This window comes from Sutcliffiella cohnii (genome assembly GCF_002250055.1).
GTDB lineage: Bacteria > Bacillota > Bacilli > Bacillales > Bacillaceae_I > Sutcliffiella > Sutcliffiella cohnii.
Map to the genome: position 1 here is coordinate 1,015,746 of NZ_CP018866.1, position 14,631 is coordinate 1,030,376.

Here is a 14,631-nt window from a genome sequence, read left to right on the forward strand (position 1 = left end):
ACCTCACTTTCTCTTTATTTACCACGAAAAGAGAAAGTATAAACGTATTTTATATGATAATAATTTCCAATTAATAAATTAATTTGGCAGTATTTGTTTGATGAACCTCGATAAATACGCTTTTTTTCCACGTCTATTTTGTGGGACGGAAAGAAACAACTCTTCCTTTGCACGAGTCATCGCAACGTATAAAAGTCTTCGCTCTTCTTCTAATGAATGATAGTCACCGTTACGAACGTCCTCTAAAGCAAAGTCATGGGGAATACCACCGTCGACAACACTTAAAATATATACTTTCTTATATTCAAGTCCTTTTGCACGATGAATAGTGGAAAGGCGTATTGCATCTTTAAACTGTTTGCTTAGTTTTTTCATTTCCGTTGTTTTGGCAATCATATCATCAATATGTGCAAGGAAATCTTCAACTGTCGAAAACTTTTTAGCGACAACCTTCAAATCACGTACATCGTCAGATCCTTTTTCAACCATATTCCCTTCGTTGCCGCGCTTTTTAACATAATCGGAAAATCCCATGTCCTTCTCAATTATTTCAAGTGCAACCGTTGGAGTCACAGCTTGTAACGAGGAGAAAAGTGGGACGAGCTTTTTTAACTTTTTCGCTTGAAATGGTGCAATATTAGATATTTTCGATAATGCGACAGCTAAATCACAATCTTCTAGTATCGATATAGCTTTCGCATCTTGTAAACTAGACTGCTTTAAAAATAGAGCTGGCAAAATATCTGTTAACGCCTTTACATCATTTTTATCGTGACTGAGTCTTAAAAAAGCAATCATACTTTTCACAATGCGACGATTATAAAAACTATCATAGTCTTGGTCAATTGAAAATGGTAAGCCAGATTGTGTAAGTCGTTCGAAAATAGCACGGGCTGCACTATGAGTTCTGTATAGAATAGCAAAATCGTTAGGATTGTCTCCATTTTCTATTCGTTCTTTCATATCTTGCACGATCATTGTCGCTTCCTCTTCCTCATCGTGAGGAAAGAAAAGAAGGGGAGACTTTTTATTATCTACTTGCGCATTCATACTTTTTTGCTTTCTCTTTTTATTATGAGCGATTACTTTATTAGCAGAGGCAACAATCGCATGTGTGGATCGATAGTTTTCAGACAGTGTAACTACTTTTGTAGTTGGAAAATCTCGATCGAAATTTACGATATAGGACGGGTCGCTTCCTCTAAACGCATAGATGGATTGGTCATCGTCACCGACCACACATAAATTTTTACTTTTAGCTAATAATTTAATCGTTTCATATTGAACTTTATTAATATCTTGAAATTCATCTATTAAAAAATATTGAAAGCGTTGCTGATATTTTTGTAGTAGGTTTTCATCTCGAGTGAATAATTCGTAACAGCCAATCAGCATATCATCAAAGTCGAAGAACTCGTTTGTTTTTTTCCACTGTTCATATTCCTTATATAAATGAAGGTAGTCTTCCTCCGTTTTGTTAGAAGCTTTAATGTCGTTTGGAAATTGTAAATTGTTTTTCCAATAACTGATCATCTGGATTGCTTCGTCCCAAGGGAATTCCTTTTCGTCTAGGCCGAGACTGCGACCAGTTTGCTTTAAAAATTGCTCCTTTTGCCATTCCCATTTTAATAGCTTTTCATGGTTCCAGCGGCTTGGTTCATGGTGGCTTACGATTCGGTAAAAAATGCTATGAAATGTGCCAGCTACTACGCCATTCATGGAAGCACGGTTCGTATATAGTGATAACCGCTCTTTCATTTCTTGAGCTGCTTTCGCTGTAAACGTAACAAGCATAATCGAACGAGGGTCTATTTTCTGTTCTCCAATCATATAAGCGACTCTTGTAGTTAAAACTCTTGTCTTTCCACTACCAGCACCTGCTAAAACGAGCAACGGCCCGTCAACATGTTTTACTGCTTCACGCTGGGAAAAGTCTAGAACAATATTTTTTTTCAATAGTTGCTCCCAGAACGGACTTTCTGGCGCTGGAGTGTTCGTAATATTTTGTAAATATATTGGTAAATTGGAAATGTATTTAGGTGCTTTCCACGATGTTTGATCGATGGAGGGTTGAGTAGAAATAGAACGTGATTTCGGAATTCGAAACCCATTCTGTTCTAAATACGATGCGCTTTCTTCTATTTCGACTATCGGCGACTCCATAGTAGCCGCTTTTCGTTCACACTCTTCATGATTAATGGATTTGTCGACTGGGTAAAAATGAGGCTCTTCATAAATACCTAAATACATTTTTACTCGTGTTGAACAAATTGAACATGTTAGTTCATAACGTTGTCCAAGTTCATATATTTGCTGATACCGTTCTCTCGCAATTTTATTAAGAGAAATAGGTTGACTCTTCCAGATTGCTAGTTTCATATACGTAATTCCCCTTTAAAAGTCAATCTTTCTCATTCTAACACATAAACTATAGTGTGCGGTATAAGTTTGGAACAATCAATAATAGGGAAAATAATCAATAAGGAGGGGCTTAAGATGGGTTATGTCTTACCAATTAATCAAAATACGTACCATCAATATGCTAATCGAACAAATGCGGTTAACGAAAAAACGAATACAATGGTAGACCCAGTTAGAAAAGCTATTTTTTATAAAGTAAATCCACAATACAACTGGGAGGAATTACAAAAACAGCGTAGACAAAACAAAGATAAATGGTCTAAGGAAGCTCAAGCCGTTCCAACGAAAAAGAGAGTTAATTGTGAGATTATTGCTGATATAACAGGAAAAGGTCAGTTGTTTAATGAGACGATCTAGTAGAAGATACCCATGAAAAGGAACTTTCGTTGAAGTAGATGGAAACTAAAAAAATATTATCCCATCTAAGCAGCCCACGAATTTCAATCGCTTCAACATGAAAGTTCCTATATTAGTTACAATTTTTCCTCTGTAAATGGCAATATGTATAAAGATTTACCTTGTTGGTACTCCGCTAAAAGAATGTCAGATGGGTTATGAAAGCCCTGTTTTTTTATTTCTAGTAATAGCCACTGTACAGTTAAATGAAATTCTTCTAAGTTTTCATAAATTACGTCTCCATCTGAAATGAGTGTAACAGCAAGCTGAGGTTTTGAATAAGGAATAGAAAGGTCAGCATTAGTAGGGTTAGCGAATCCATGTTTCTTTAATACACTAACAGACCCATCTGTTTCTAAAACGGCATATTCTACTTCGCGAATAGAAAAAGCACCTTTTGCTCGTAATAAATGCTGTAATTGGTTTATGTCTAATTTACTCCTTTTTAATTCCTTCCTATTTATTTTCCCTTCATAAATTACAAGTGAAGGTCGTCCTTCAAGTATCTTTCTTGACCTTCGCCACTTTTGTGTAATTAGTTCTAATAAATAAATTAATATTCCCCATAAGGTTAAGGAGTAGAGGATTTTATCTACACCTACTTCCGGATCATAAAGTGCATTACCGACAAGTTCTCCTAGTACTAGTGCAGAGATAAAATCAAATGGTGTAATTTGAGTGATTTGAGTTTTCCCTAATAATTGCGTTACGATAAATAGTGAAATAAAACCAACAGATAACTCAACAGCTATTCGGATAAAGTCCATGTGTTTTCAATCCTTATCTTTTCTACAAATTTACGATTAGTTTGTGCAAAAGTTGGTTAAATATCACTAGCGTTGCAAAAAAAAGTTAAGAAAAAGTCAAACTCATAAAAATAGGTTTATTTTGAATATTATTCCAAAATATAACTATATTGAATATTCTGATTTCCATTTCTTGAGTATTAAAGAAAAAAGGAAAAGGGGACGTATTCGAAGGTAGCCTTTATCCATATTTTTACAGATGAGTTGGATCGTAAATTAAATCATCTAAGTGCTGAACATCTCCTTTTTCAAACTGTGCAAGGGTTTCCGTGAAAATTTGCTCATGTTTCAGTGGCCTCCGGCCGTAAGATGATCGATCAGGTGTCTTAAATAGTTCCTTTATAAATTCAAAGAAGCATCTTGACCAAAAGTCTTCGATATAATCAAGCATATCAAGAAGTGTTCCCTGATAACTAACCTTTTTCTTCATCAGTAAGGTTAAACAAAAAGTAATCATTGCTATGTAAATTTGGTTGAAAACAGCGTTTTCACTCTTTCCATAACATTTTTTGATGACCAAATGCTGCTTCATCCACTTGAAGAAAAGTTCAATTTGCCAGCGATTTCGATAAAGATTACTAATTTCTTGTGCTCATCTTCGCATCATTGATGATGATGGCTAGGGTATTTCCTTGACTATCTTTTGTTTCTATCAGCCTGACAGGATATTTCATTTTTCCTAGTTTTATGATTGCCTCACGTGAGATACCAGTCGACGGATCTACTGACAGTTCCTCGATAACGTGGATGATGGTGTTGTCCTTAATGCGCGTACAGAATCGAATATTATTACAACAGTATTCATCGAACTTTTTGAAATCAAAATAGCCACGGTCGAACACATGTAGTGCATCATGATCAATAACCATCAAGCCATCCAACTGGGTAACGTCTGCCGGTTTTGCAGGAGTAATGATGATTTTATCCGGCGAAGTTTCGCCATCATAAAATACAACTCTAGTATGTATTTCTAAAACGGGCCCAACGGTACTGGCTAAGGCAAAGTGAGATTGTTGTAGAATCAATAAGATGGATTTTCCCTAATAAATCGTCACCTTTATCTTTTCCAAATTCCCGATGGATTTGCTCAACTAAGTGATGCAAAATAGCCTTGAAAATCTCGGGCGGAAGGTCAGAGAGTTCACGGGATAATTGAGATTGTCTTAATGCATTTTAAGCCAAGTTCTTTTTGTAATTTCTTTTTGTTTTTTACCTTGAGACTAATTTTTTTTAAGCTGCCAAGCTTCATTAGCTGAGCATATATAAAAAGTTTCGTGAAGGTTAGACTATCAAGCTTTTTCGTATACTTATCAAGCTTCATCTGATCAATCATTTTCAAAATAACTTTTTCATCCATAGGGTGGATGTATTCCTTAAAAACTGTATTTATGGTTGTCCATAGCGACTCCTTATAATTGGGATTTGGACAGGACTACCTTTACCTTCCACCTAATTATAAGGTTTTTTTATACCCTTGCGGACTAAAAAATACAAATTATTACAAAAAAACCAATAAATATTTTTATTGATAAATACTTGACAAATTAGATTTTATTTAATGCAACGCTAGTGGTTAAATATAAAAGATAATGGTAAAAAGAAAAAGCTGTCCGACTAAAAGGACAGCTTTTTCTATGCTATTGATTTAATCATTGTTACGTGAGGGATGCCTGCGTCCATAAAAATGTCCGAAACTGTTGCATACCCAAGCTTCGAATAGAAACCTTCCGCATGTGTTTGGGCATTTAGTTTTAACTTTGTAAAACCTTCTTCTTTCGCATGTTGTTCAATTTGATCCATAATGATGCGACCAGCACCTTTACTTTTACGGTAGGTAGAAAGAACACAAATTCGTTCTACTTTTCCATAGCCATCTACTTCACGAAAGCGTCCTGCTCCTACTGGGGAATCCCCGTCGTATAAGACAAAATGAGTTGCTGTATTATCGTACTCATCTATCTCTTCTTCTAACGGAACGTTTTGTTCCTCGACAAAGACTGTTTTACGTACTTCAAATGCATCTTGTTTTTCTCGTTCTGATTGTACTATTTTTACGTGCAATTATATTAGCATTCCTTTCCTAAACGGAATGTTTCGTAAACAGTCCACATACCGTCTTCTAGTTGATATAAAAGGTGGAAGCGATCCACACTTTCTTCATGTGCTACATTTAACATTTTGATGGACCCTAACACGTCCGAATGCTCATCGTCTGATAGCTTTTGTCCAATTGTAATATGAGGAACAAAGTTATATTCACGATTGTCCGATAAAAATCCGTTACCCGCGTGTAATTTGTCATGTAATGATACTAATTCTTCGACAGGGTCTACTTTTAAATAAATGGTATTGTTTACAGGAGAAAAAGAGCTAACCTTACGAATATTTAACGTGAATGGGGACGAATCTTTCGCAATCGCATGTAATTCATCTGAAACTGATTTAACATCTTCATCTTTTAGTTCAAAAGCATTTTTCAACGTAATATGTGGCGGAATTAATGCATGATGAGGGTCGTACCTTTTACGATAAGAATTTGCAAGATCTTGTAATTTCTTTGATGGAAAAACGACAATACCGTATTTCATAATAAATTCCCTCCTAATTGGTTTTAATTTAAAAGCTTTGTATGGCAATACTGAATATTAATTTATTGATTGTAGCGGTAGGTATGAGATTCCTGCAAGAAAAAGGCAGTTCCTCACATAAGTTTTACTTATTGCCATAGCGAAAATGTAAATCAAATTTATTTAGTTAAATAAGTTCTAGTAGTATTATTTTAGCCTACAATCGGAAAAAATCATAGTGCTATATTCAGAACATTCTATATTAATACATCGAGCGTAGAGCAGTTTTTACATCCGGCTGCCAATATGTCCAAGTGTGATCACCATTGAATTGTTTGAAATGGTGAGGGAACTGCTTTTTTTCCATAAGCTCATGTAGTTTTAGGTTCGGTTCAACAAAATCTTTTGTTTTGCCGTCAGTTGTCGCGACTTCACGTTCTTCTGTTCCAACAACATGATAAACGGTAAGTAAATGTGGAGTTTCAAACTGTTCCACTTTTTGTAAAACGTCTTCGTTTACGAAAGGTGATTGAATGATCACTTTTCCAAACGTATTTGGGTAAGATAGTGCAGTCATCAATGATACCGTTCCAGCTAAAGAATCTCCAATTAAGCCGCGCCCCAGTCCCATTTGATAAGAAGGAAATTCCTTATCTAAGAAAGGTACTAATTCTTGGCCTAGAAATCGTATGTAACTACCGTTCTTCGAGCCATTTGGATGATATTTTTCACGACGTTCTTTAACGTCACGGTAAGGGATGCCTACGATAATCAAGTTTTGAATTTCTTTTCCTTCTAACAATTCATCGGCTATTCTTCCAATTCTTCCTAATGAAAAATAATCTTGCCCATCTTGAGCAATTAACAGGTGATATTTATATAAAGGAGAGAAGTTGGCTGGAGTGTAAATCATCAGCTTTACTTCTTCTTCAAGCTCCTTACTATATAGGGTACGCTCTAACATCGTTCCTTTTTTCTGTTCCATAAAAAAATTCCCCCTAGTGTGCACGAGTGTCGAGTCAATTTAAGATTGTTAGCGCTTTACACAATATAATACCATAATTTTTTTATAAAGAAAGTTTAGAGGGGCACGAATATTTACAGTCAATCTATTGACAGAAGAAGCATACTGTATATAATAAAACATATTATTCCGATTAACTTTATATGAATTATCAGAAAGTTGGTGTATCAATGTTTTTAACTATCAATGACATTTCGAAAGACTATATGAACCAACAAACGGTGCAAACTGTTTTATCTTCTATAAATGTAACGATTAAAGAAGGAGAATTCGTCTCCATACTCGGGCCGTCAGGTTGTGGTAAATCAACGTTACTATCGATTGTAGCTGGATTAACGAAGCCAACAACTGGAGAAATCCGATTGAAAGACTCGGTTATAAAGGGACCAGGAAAAGACCGCGGTATGGTCTTTCAACAAGCGGCTCTTTTTCCTTGGATGACGGTGGAAGAAAATGTGTTGTTTGCAATAAGAGACATAAAAGATAAGAAGGATCAATTAGAAAAGGCCCATCATTTTTTAAAGATGGTGCAGTTAAGCAGTAGTTTGCATTTACACCCGCATGAACTTTCAGGTGGAATGCAGCAAAGGGTATCGATTGCTAGAGCGTTAGCGATGAACCCTACCGTTTTATTAATGGATGAACCGTTTGGGGCTTTAGATGAACAAACGAGAATGCTCCTCCAAAAGGAGTTGGAGAAAATTTGGTTAGAAACGAAGAAAACGGTACTTTTTGTAACGCATAGTATTTATGAATCTATAAAACTTTCGGATCGAATATTAGTAATGGGAACGAGACCGGGAGAAATTATTGCCGATATTACAGTAGATATCGAACGTCCGAGATTACGTACGGATGAACAAGTTACTAGGCTGGAATCAGAAATTAGTAACCTACTTGAAAAAGAAATTGAAAAAGTAATGTATGAGGAGTTAGGGCGATGAAAACGTGGAGAAATAGAATCATCTTTTTTGTCGGCTTGTTTTTATTTTGGGAGGTAATCGTCCGTCTAATCGGTTGGCCACCAGTTGTAATGCCTAAGCCGACAGATGTTTTTCCTGCCATGTGGACAGGATTTACTGATATGACGCTTGTCTATGCATTGTTAGCTAGTTTTCAAAGGTTAGCAATCGGGCTTGGACTATCCCTCTTAATAGGGACAGGACTTGGAATTTGGCTAGCAAAATCGAAAACAGCTGATGACACAGTTGGCTCGTTAGTTTTAGCACTACAAAGTGTCCCGAGTATCGTTTGGTTGCCACTAGCGATCGTCTGGTTTGGTTATTCAGAAACCGCCATTATTTTTATCGTGACGTTAGGTGGCACGCTTGTTATGACGATTAATATGAGGATGGGAATTAAAAACGTTCCTCCACTCTATATAAAAGCCGCTTCCACAATGGGAGCCTCGGGTTTTGAAATGTTTTGGAAAATAATATTACCCGCCTCCATTCCTTATGCTGTTACAGGTGTAAGGCTTGCGTGGGCATTTGCATGGCGTGCTTTAATGGCTGCAGAACTATTAAGTATGGGGCCAGGTTTAGGATATTCGTTAAAATGGGCTTCTGAATTTGCGAAAATGGATATCGTCTTCGGAATTATTATCATTATTTGTGTGATTGGTACAGTTGTAGACTTTTTAATTTTCCAACGTATGGAGAAAAGTGTAGCTCGTCGTTGGGGCTTAGAGGAATCAAATTAGGAGGAATGAAGATGAAAAAAACGTTCGCTTTACTTGCTGTTTTACTATTATTAGTTAGTGGAATTTTAGCAGGATGTAGTGCAGGAGCTTCATCAGGGAAAGAAAAGGTAGTGATTGGATACTTCCCAAACATTGACCATACGCCAGCGATGGTTGCAAAAGAAAAAGCAATGTATGAAGAAGCACTTGGAGAAGGGTACGAAGTAGAATATCGCACTTTCCCTGATGGTGGAGCTTTTATGACAGCTTTAAAAACAGGAGAAATTGACGGTGGTTTAGTAGGCCCAGGACCTGCGATGAACAACTACGCAAGTGGTGCTGATGTAAAGGTTATTGCTGGAGCATCTTCTGGTGGAACAGTAATTATTGCAAGTAAGCAAAGTGGAATTACTTCCATTGAAGGTCTTGACGGAGCAACTTTTATTACACCTGGGATTGGTTGTACACATGACGTTCAAATGGAAACTTTCTTAAAAGATTTCGGCTTAACATCGTCTCGTATTGGTGGAACGATGAACCATGTTACAGGAAATCCAGCTCAATACGGGCAAATGTTTGAAGCGGGTCGTGTAGACGCAGCTGCTGTTCCAGAACCGTGGGCATCTGTTTTAGCTGTAGAGTATGGTGCGAATATCATTGTAAATAGTGATGAAATATCTTTTGGTGAAACGTTACCGAACACTATTTTCGTAACGAGTGGAAAATATATTGAAGAGAAGAATGAAGTAGTGCAAGCGTTAATGGATGCACATGCGAAATCTGTTCAATATATTGAAGAGAACCCTGAAGATGCAAAACTAATTGCGATTAATCAAATTAAAGAAGCGACAAACCAAGAATTATCAAAAGATATTATTGATAGTGCGTGGGAAAGAATTCGTTGGACTAGTGAAGTAGATGCAGAAGTAATTCAAGAGTTCGCGAACTCCTCGTTTGATTTAAAATTTCTAACGGAGAAACCAGACTTTACAAACTTTATCGATACTAGTTTCCAAAACTAGCAAAAACAAGAGGTGTCGAGCTATAATAAGTTCGACACCTTTATTCGCAAGGAGGAAATTATGATTAAAAGAATGTCCTTATTGTTTGTACTTTTCTTTTTATCAGCATGTGGTGCTGGAAATAGTGTGAACATAGATGAGTATTTTCCGATGAAATTAGAAGTAAAAGAATTAGACGCAATAAATCAAGATGAGCAGGCATTCCAAACGAAAGACCGTAAAGGAGACGTTTGGTTAGCTAATTTTATTTTTACAAATTGTGAGACGGTTTGTCCACCAATGACGGCGAACATGTCAAAAGTACAACAATACTTAGCAGAAAATGACGCAACGACTCCAATTGTTTCATTTAGTATTGACCCTGAATATGATAACCCAGCAGCACTGAAGGAATATGGAGAAAGAGTCGATGCAGACTTTTCTACTTGGGATTTCGTAACAGGTTATAATCAACGAGAAATTGAAAGCTTTGCTAACATTTCCTTTATGGTACCAGCTTACAAAATCGAAGGTGGTAACCAATATCAGCATAGTACAGCTATTTTCTTAATTGACCAACAAGGGTTCGTACGTGGTGAATATAGTGGAATTGATGTTGATTTTGAAAAAATTAAGGAAGATGTGGAAATATTAAAAGCAAATGGTGAATAATCTTTAACTAAGTGGGGGAGTGACCGTTGCTCTCCTGCTAAAGAGACGAAAGTGTTAATTTAATGGAAAGAGAAGAAGCCTATGACCATTCACTATGAATCAATGAAAAGTTTGTCTGAAGACCAATATAATGAAGTGGTACGATTGCTAAAAAACTGTGAGGAACATGACAAACTAGAAATAGCATCTAGTATTAACGTGTCGATGATTTCTAAAGCAGATGAACCACATTTATTTTTTATACTTGCTTATGATCGAGCGGAGTTAGTCGGCTTTGTTGGGCTATATACATTTGTTGATGTGACGAAAGTGGAGATTGCGGGAATGGTATCACCAGCCTATCGAAGAAAAGGTATTTTTTCCACTTTGCTTGAAAAAGCATTAACTGTTTGTGCAGAACGAAAAGTGGACGAAATACTATTCGTTTGTCCAGAAAAGTCACTGGAAGCGAAAGGGCTAATGAAAAAGCTTGGAGCTGTTTATTCCTTTTCGGAATATACGATGGAATATGATGAAGGTCGCAACAACAAGTATAATTTAGAATCTATTCTTTTAGAGAAGGCAACATCCAGTGACGTTCCGACAATCACACAATTGTTATTAGACGGCTTTGGCTTTGGTGGAGACCCGAAACAAGTCGAACCCCTGTTAACTAGAAACATTACGCAAGAAGGATATGAAGTTTATATCGTAAAAAATGATGAGAAAGTATTTGCTACTTTAACTATTTCCAATGAAGGTGCTTCTATGTACATAAGTGCTTTTACCGTTTCATTTGAAGAAAGAGGGAAAGGATACGGTAAAAAAATATTGCAAGCAGCGGTTGAGCTTATTCGAAAAAATGATCGATTAAAACCAATAAGACTTGATGTGGATGTAAGTAATGAAAATGCTTTAAGTTTATATGAAGGTGTAGGATTTCGCACGATAAGCGGTTATGATTATTACTTAAATATGTAGTTTTGAGGTCGCTTTTATGGCTACCTCAAATTTTCTTTGTATGCTGGTAGAGGATGATACGTTTCTATTAACTTATCTAATCGTTGTAATCTTTGAAAGGCTGTTTCTATATCCATTACATTATAATGATGGTTCCCACCTTTTTCCTCATCCATCTCATCAGCAAGCTTCACTACTTTTTGTAGTGGGCTTCTTTTTATTTGCGCCTCTGGTAAATAGGAATCGGTATGCAATAATATCGCAACACTTATTTGCTTCGCTCTTTGCGGTTCTTCCCCTAAGCGAATTAATAGTTTATGAGCACGCTCTGCACCTTTAATGGCGTGAATGTCGTTTTCGCGATATAACTCATAATCCCACTTGCCGTTACGATACCATTCATAATGACCAATATCATGTAAAAGAGCGGCCTTTGTCGCTAAATCAAGATCCACATTATATTTAAAGGCTAAATGAAACGCATGCTCCGTAACCTTTACTGCGTGCGCAATGCCAGATCGTTGTAAATATTTTTGTGTAATCGGGTGTAAAAATATTTCTGCTAATGTTACGTTCTTCATCTCTTTTTGCCTCCTTCTGTATTAAGTCCGAAAAGTGTTTCTTTACAGAATAGCATAGAGACAAGCGGGATGGCAATGGGTATATTAACTAATTTTCCTTATTTTTTTATGAGGAAATACTGATAACATGTTCTCTATTTTAAACGTTCGATTTGTGTTCCTTAAATAACAAAAGGCAGTTATATATGTTGCTTCTAATTTAATAATTTGAATAGTTCGTTGGGTAATCGTTCCATTATGTGCTTCATAAATGATGTCGACGAGCTTATTTTCTTCGTGAAGTCGCTGTAATAACCTTTGCACTGAAGTCACCTCCTATAATTATTATATGCGAACATACGTTTCTTATACAACGAAAAAGAAATAATTTTCAGCTGTTAAGTAGCGGTAATTATTGCTAAAATTGATGGAAAGGGGGAGTTGGGGTGAGTAGAGAGAATAGAATTGCAGAAATAATCGTCCGAATTGGCGTAGGAATCATTGCATTTGGCATTCTTTTCGGTATTGTAATTGGCGCATCTCATTATGAATTTGATTGGTTGATGGCGCTTTATTGGTGGGTAGTTAGCTTTGTCGTGGGGATTTTGTTCATCGGCTTTGCAGAAGTAATTGAGCTATTACATAAGATACATGAAAAAGTGGATCTCGCTATAGGAAATGAAAATGATAGTAACGTACCAGTTTTTAATGATACGAACCCTAAGTACCGACAAACTAAATGGTCATTATCCATGGAGGAAGAGGATAGCATTCGTAACATGTTTAGCGGCAAAGTAAAGGAAATAACAGTTACTCCATTTCAAGATATAGTTTACGTCGAATTAGAAAACAATGCATACAAAATTTTAGAAGTAGGATACTTTACTCCAAAAGAGGTACCATTTAACCTACTAACAGACGAGTTAAATGAATGGCTGAAGGAAAAGCATAAAAAATAAAATGCCACCTGTTATGGTGGCTATACTAATTGTAAATAGAGTTTTTTAAAAAAGGATTGCCAAGCCTACCTTCTATATACTATAATTTAATATATTCTTAAAATTAATTTATATTGCGATCTGATAGTTCAGTGGGAGAACACTACCTTGACAGGGTAGGGGTCGGGGGTTCGAATCCCTCTCAGATCATACAATCAAAATGCTGGAATCCTTGATTTATCGTGGGTTTCAGCTTTTTTATTTTTTTTTTCATAAGTATTATCTATCATCCATTACTCAAGATTGCTTTTTTTCTTGAATTTGTATTTACTAACGCTTCGTGACTTTTTAAATGCTTTGTGGAATACCTGCTACACCATTATCTTCATTTGGCATGAAAGAGCATAAATTTCTAAAGTAATCTTTGGATTACTGTGTCCTAATCGGGCTGCCACTTTTACAATGCAACACCCTCGGCAATGAGGATGGAGGCATGAGAGTGTCGTATGTCTTGAAATCGGATAGGTGTGACTTTAGCGTTTACATATTTTCCTCAATTCACGTAATACGTTTCGTAGGTCTTGTATCGTTCCGCTTTCGGTTAAAAATACAAGGAAAGTTCTTAATACTCTTTTGCGGAGTTCTCTTTCCATCCTTCTTGCGTTTTCCTATGAGAAAGCAGTCCTTCAATGAGAAAATCTGGTATGGGAACATGACATATGGACTTTTTTTAGGACTAGAGAATATACAACCTAATCTAGTAACACGAGAAACTGAACGGTTTACCCATATAACTTTTTTTGGATAGGCATGAGGAAGGAATTAGAGAGCAAAAGACCCGTTGAGACATGGGAAGGAAAGCCTCCAGAGGCGGCGTGGAGAATCGCGTATCATATGGTAAAAGGTTGAGTTCCTATGAATCCTCTATTTCCGCATGCCTTCTGTAGCTTTTATTATCAAAAGTCATTCCATTTATCCGCTATAGTTCTTACTAGTAGTTTGAAAGCCTGCGAATAAGCGAGTACTTAGGGATACATTAATCTCACTGGGGGAGTACAACGATATTTTAGTAAAAGATTTGTTTTTAAGTTTTTTAAAATTTCTTTTTGAGAGGTAATGTGGTTAAGTTTTGGCCAATTCTTTGTAACTTGTTAGTTTTATTAGACTTTTGTCCATTACCACCTGTCATAAAAAACATATTATAAATAAAGGGTAGGTGGTCTAGATGAATTCGAATAAAAATAAACATATTATTTCTACTAAGAGGGTTTTAGATTGGAAAATATCAACTAGTGAGATTAATATCAGAATTCCTTTTAAACAGGCTAATAATACTTTAAAAGTGGATACTTATCAGTACAATGCTTTATCTGATGGTGTAAGTTCAATCTACACAAATAAAAATGAACTGAAGGAATACGGTGAACGAGGTATTTTAGATCCAAAAACTGTATCATATATAAACCTATTTATAAATGGCGTTCTACAGCCTCCAAATACTTATGAGGTGAAAAAAGGATACCTTAGTTTAAAAACAAACAATATTCCTCAAAAAAATACACCTATTATTCTTCAGTTTATTACAGTTTATAACACATAAAAAAATTCAGGGCTGTTTATGAAACC

Annotated in this window: 18 protein-coding genes and 1 tRNA gene; 9 read left to right on the forward strand and 10 right to left on the reverse strand. The window is 36.0% G+C overall.

Annotated features, from left to right (window positions below):
* Positions 1 to 78: 78 nt before the first annotated feature.
* On the reverse strand, positions 79 to 2,379 hold the full coding sequence (locus tag BC6307_RS04915; RefSeq protein WP_066414666.1) for an ATP-dependent helicase: 2,301 nt from the start codon (positions 2,377 to 2,379) through the stop codon (positions 79 to 81).
* A gap of 117 nt (positions 2,380 to 2,496) precedes the next feature.
* Between BC6307_RS04915 and BC6307_RS04920 the strand changes: the two genes are divergently transcribed.
* On the forward strand, positions 2,497 to 2,778 hold the full coding sequence (locus BC6307_RS04920; RefSeq protein WP_066414664.1) for a hypothetical protein: 282 nt from the start codon (positions 2,497 to 2,499) through the stop codon (positions 2,776 to 2,778).
* Positions 2,779 to 2,894: 116 nt separating this feature from the next.
* Here BC6307_RS04920 and BC6307_RS04925 read toward each other — a convergent pair whose 3' ends face one another.
* The 7 genes from BC6307_RS04925 to BC6307_RS04955 form a co-directional block, all read right to left on the reverse strand.
* A complete protein-coding gene (locus BC6307_RS04925) occupies positions 2,895 to 3,584 on the reverse strand; it encodes a DUF421 domain-containing protein (RefSeq protein ID WP_066414662.1) in 690 nt (229 codons plus the stop codon).
* 232 nt (positions 3,585 to 3,816) lie between these two features.
* Positions 3,817 to 4,155 carry a hypothetical protein gene (locus BC6307_RS25475; protein ID WP_268874264.1) on the reverse strand — a complete coding sequence of 113 codons (339 nt, stop codon included), beginning with the start codon at positions 4,153 to 4,155 and terminating at the stop codon, positions 3,817 to 3,819.
* 46 nt (positions 4,156 to 4,201) lie between these two features.
* Positions 4,202 to 4,648, reverse strand: coding sequence for a transposase (locus BC6307_RS25480; protein WP_066414659.1), 447 nt, complete (start codon positions 4,646 to 4,648; stop codon positions 4,202 to 4,204).
* A gap of 116 nt (positions 4,649 to 4,764) precedes the next feature.
* The gene (locus tag BC6307_RS25290) at positions 4,765 to 5,013 is read right to left on the reverse strand and encodes a DUF4372 domain-containing protein (protein WP_268874266.1); all 249 of its coding nucleotides are present in this window, start codon (positions 5,011 to 5,013) and stop codon (positions 4,765 to 4,767) included.
* 242 nt (positions 5,014 to 5,255) lie between these two features.
* On the reverse strand, positions 5,256 to 5,684 hold the full coding sequence (locus BC6307_RS04945; RefSeq protein WP_066414655.1) for a GNAT family N-acetyltransferase: 429 nt from the start codon (positions 5,682 to 5,684) through the stop codon (positions 5,256 to 5,258).
* A gap of 5 nt (positions 5,685 to 5,689) precedes the next feature.
* Positions 5,690 to 6,211, reverse strand: coding sequence for a YjcG family protein (locus tag BC6307_RS04950; protein WP_066414652.1), 522 nt, complete (start codon positions 6,209 to 6,211; stop codon positions 5,690 to 5,692).
* Between the two features lie 241 nt (positions 6,212 to 6,452).
* Positions 6,453 to 7,175, reverse strand: coding sequence for an alpha/beta hydrolase (locus BC6307_RS04955; RefSeq protein ID WP_066414651.1), 723 nt, complete (start codon positions 7,173 to 7,175; stop codon positions 6,453 to 6,455).
* 209 nt (positions 7,176 to 7,384) lie between these two features.
* On the opposite strand from BC6307_RS04955, the gene BC6307_RS04960 reads away from it, so the two are divergent.
* The 5 genes from BC6307_RS04960 (at position 7,385) to BC6307_RS04980 (ending at position 11,528) form a co-directional block, all read left to right on the forward strand.
* Positions 7,385 to 8,158, forward strand: a complete 774-nt coding sequence (locus BC6307_RS04960; RefSeq protein WP_066414648.1) for an ABC transporter ATP-binding protein — start codon at positions 7,385 to 7,387, stop codon at positions 8,156 to 8,158.
* On the forward strand, positions 8,155 to 8,916 hold the full coding sequence (locus BC6307_RS04965) for an ABC transporter permease (protein WP_066414645.1): 762 nt from the start codon (positions 8,155 to 8,157) through the stop codon (positions 8,914 to 8,916). Before BC6307_RS04960 ends, BC6307_RS04965 begins: the two co-directional genes overlap by 4 nt.
* Positions 8,917 to 8,927: 11 nt before the next feature.
* Entirely contained in the window at positions 8,928 to 9,917 is a 990-nt protein-coding gene (locus BC6307_RS04970) for an aliphatic sulfonate ABC transporter substrate-binding protein (protein WP_066414643.1), read from the forward strand.
* A gap of 60 nt (positions 9,918 to 9,977) precedes the next feature.
* Complete coding sequence (locus tag BC6307_RS04975) at positions 9,978 to 10,568, forward strand: SCO family protein (RefSeq protein WP_066414640.1); 591 nt, start codon at positions 9,978 to 9,980, stop codon at positions 10,566 to 10,568.
* 81 nt (positions 10,569 to 10,649) lie between these two features.
* Entirely contained in the window at positions 10,650 to 11,528 is an 879-nt protein-coding gene (locus BC6307_RS04980; RefSeq protein ID WP_066414638.1) for a GNAT family N-acetyltransferase, read from the forward strand.
* 20 nt (positions 11,529 to 11,548) lie between these two features.
* On the opposite strand, the gene BC6307_RS04985 is transcribed toward BC6307_RS04980, so the two are convergent.
* Together BC6307_RS04985 and BC6307_RS04990 are read right to left on the reverse strand one after the other, a co-directional pair.
* Positions 11,549 to 12,088, reverse strand: a complete 540-nt coding sequence (locus tag BC6307_RS04985) for an HD domain-containing protein (RefSeq protein ID WP_066414634.1) — start codon at positions 12,086 to 12,088, stop codon at positions 11,549 to 11,551.
* 84 nt (positions 12,089 to 12,172) lie between these two features.
* A complete protein-coding gene (locus BC6307_RS04990; protein ID WP_066414632.1) occupies positions 12,173 to 12,391 on the reverse strand; it encodes a WYL domain-containing protein in 219 nt (72 codons plus the stop codon).
* Between the two features lie 122 nt (positions 12,392 to 12,513).
* On the opposite strand from BC6307_RS04990, the gene BC6307_RS04995 reads away from it, so the two are divergent.
* The 3 genes from BC6307_RS04995 (at position 12,514) to BC6307_RS05010 (ending at position 14,605) form a co-directional block, all read left to right on the forward strand.
* Positions 12,514 to 13,026, forward strand: a complete 513-nt coding sequence (locus tag BC6307_RS04995; RefSeq protein WP_066414631.1) for a hypothetical protein — start codon at positions 12,514 to 12,516, stop codon at positions 13,024 to 13,026.
* A gap of 117 nt (positions 13,027 to 13,143) precedes the next feature.
* Positions 13,144 to 13,215: transfer RNA gene (locus BC6307_RS05000), tRNA-Val, on the forward strand.
* 1,015 nt (positions 13,216 to 14,230) lie between these two features.
* Positions 14,231 to 14,605, forward strand: a complete 375-nt coding sequence (locus tag BC6307_RS05010; protein WP_066414630.1) for a DUF4183 domain-containing protein — start codon at positions 14,231 to 14,233, stop codon at positions 14,603 to 14,605.
* Positions 14,606 to 14,631: the final 26 nt, after the last annotated feature.

Bases quoted from the DNA above. Each gene is read 5' to 3' on its own strand.
- BC6307_RS04915 (WP_066414666.1), bottom strand. From the start codon at position 2,379: ATGAAACTAGCAATCTGGAAGAGTCAACCTATTTCTCTTAATAAAATT.
- BC6307_RS04920 (WP_066414664.1), top strand. From the start codon at position 2,497: ATGGGTTATGTCTTACCAATTAATCAAAATACGTACCATCAATATGCT.
- BC6307_RS04925 (WP_066414662.1), bottom strand. From the start codon at position 3,584: ATGGACTTTATCCGAATAGCTGTTGAGTTATCTGTTGGTTTTATTTCA.
- BC6307_RS25475 (WP_268874264.1), bottom strand. From the start codon at position 4,155: ATGAAGCAGCATTTGGTCATCAAAAAATGTTATGGAAAGAGTGAAAAC.
- BC6307_RS04950 (WP_066414652.1), bottom strand. From the start codon at position 6,211: ATGAAATACGGTATTGTCGTTTTTCCATCAAAGAAATTACAAGATCTT.
- BC6307_RS04955 (WP_066414651.1), bottom strand. From the start codon at position 7,175: ATGGAACAGAAAAAAGGAACGATGTTAGAGCGTACCCTATATAGTAAG.
- BC6307_RS04960 (WP_066414648.1), top strand. From the start codon at position 7,385: ATGTTTTTAACTATCAATGACATTTCGAAAGACTATATGAACCAACAA.
- BC6307_RS04965 (WP_066414645.1), top strand. From the start codon at position 8,155: ATGAAAACGTGGAGAAATAGAATCATCTTTTTTGTCGGCTTGTTTTTA.
- BC6307_RS04970 (WP_066414643.1), top strand. From the start codon at position 8,928: ATGAAAAAAACGTTCGCTTTACTTGCTGTTTTACTATTATTAGTTAGT.
- BC6307_RS04975 (WP_066414640.1), top strand. From the start codon at position 9,978: ATGATTAAAAGAATGTCCTTATTGTTTGTACTTTTCTTTTTATCAGCA.
- BC6307_RS04980 (WP_066414638.1), top strand. From the start codon at position 10,650: ATGACCATTCACTATGAATCAATGAAAAGTTTGTCTGAAGACCAATAT.
- BC6307_RS04985 (WP_066414634.1), bottom strand. From the start codon at position 12,088: ATGAAGAACGTAACATTAGCAGAAATATTTTTACACCCGATTACACAA.
- BC6307_RS05010 (WP_066414630.1), top strand. From the start codon at position 14,231: ATGAATTCGAATAAAAATAAACATATTATTTCTACTAAGAGGGTTTTA.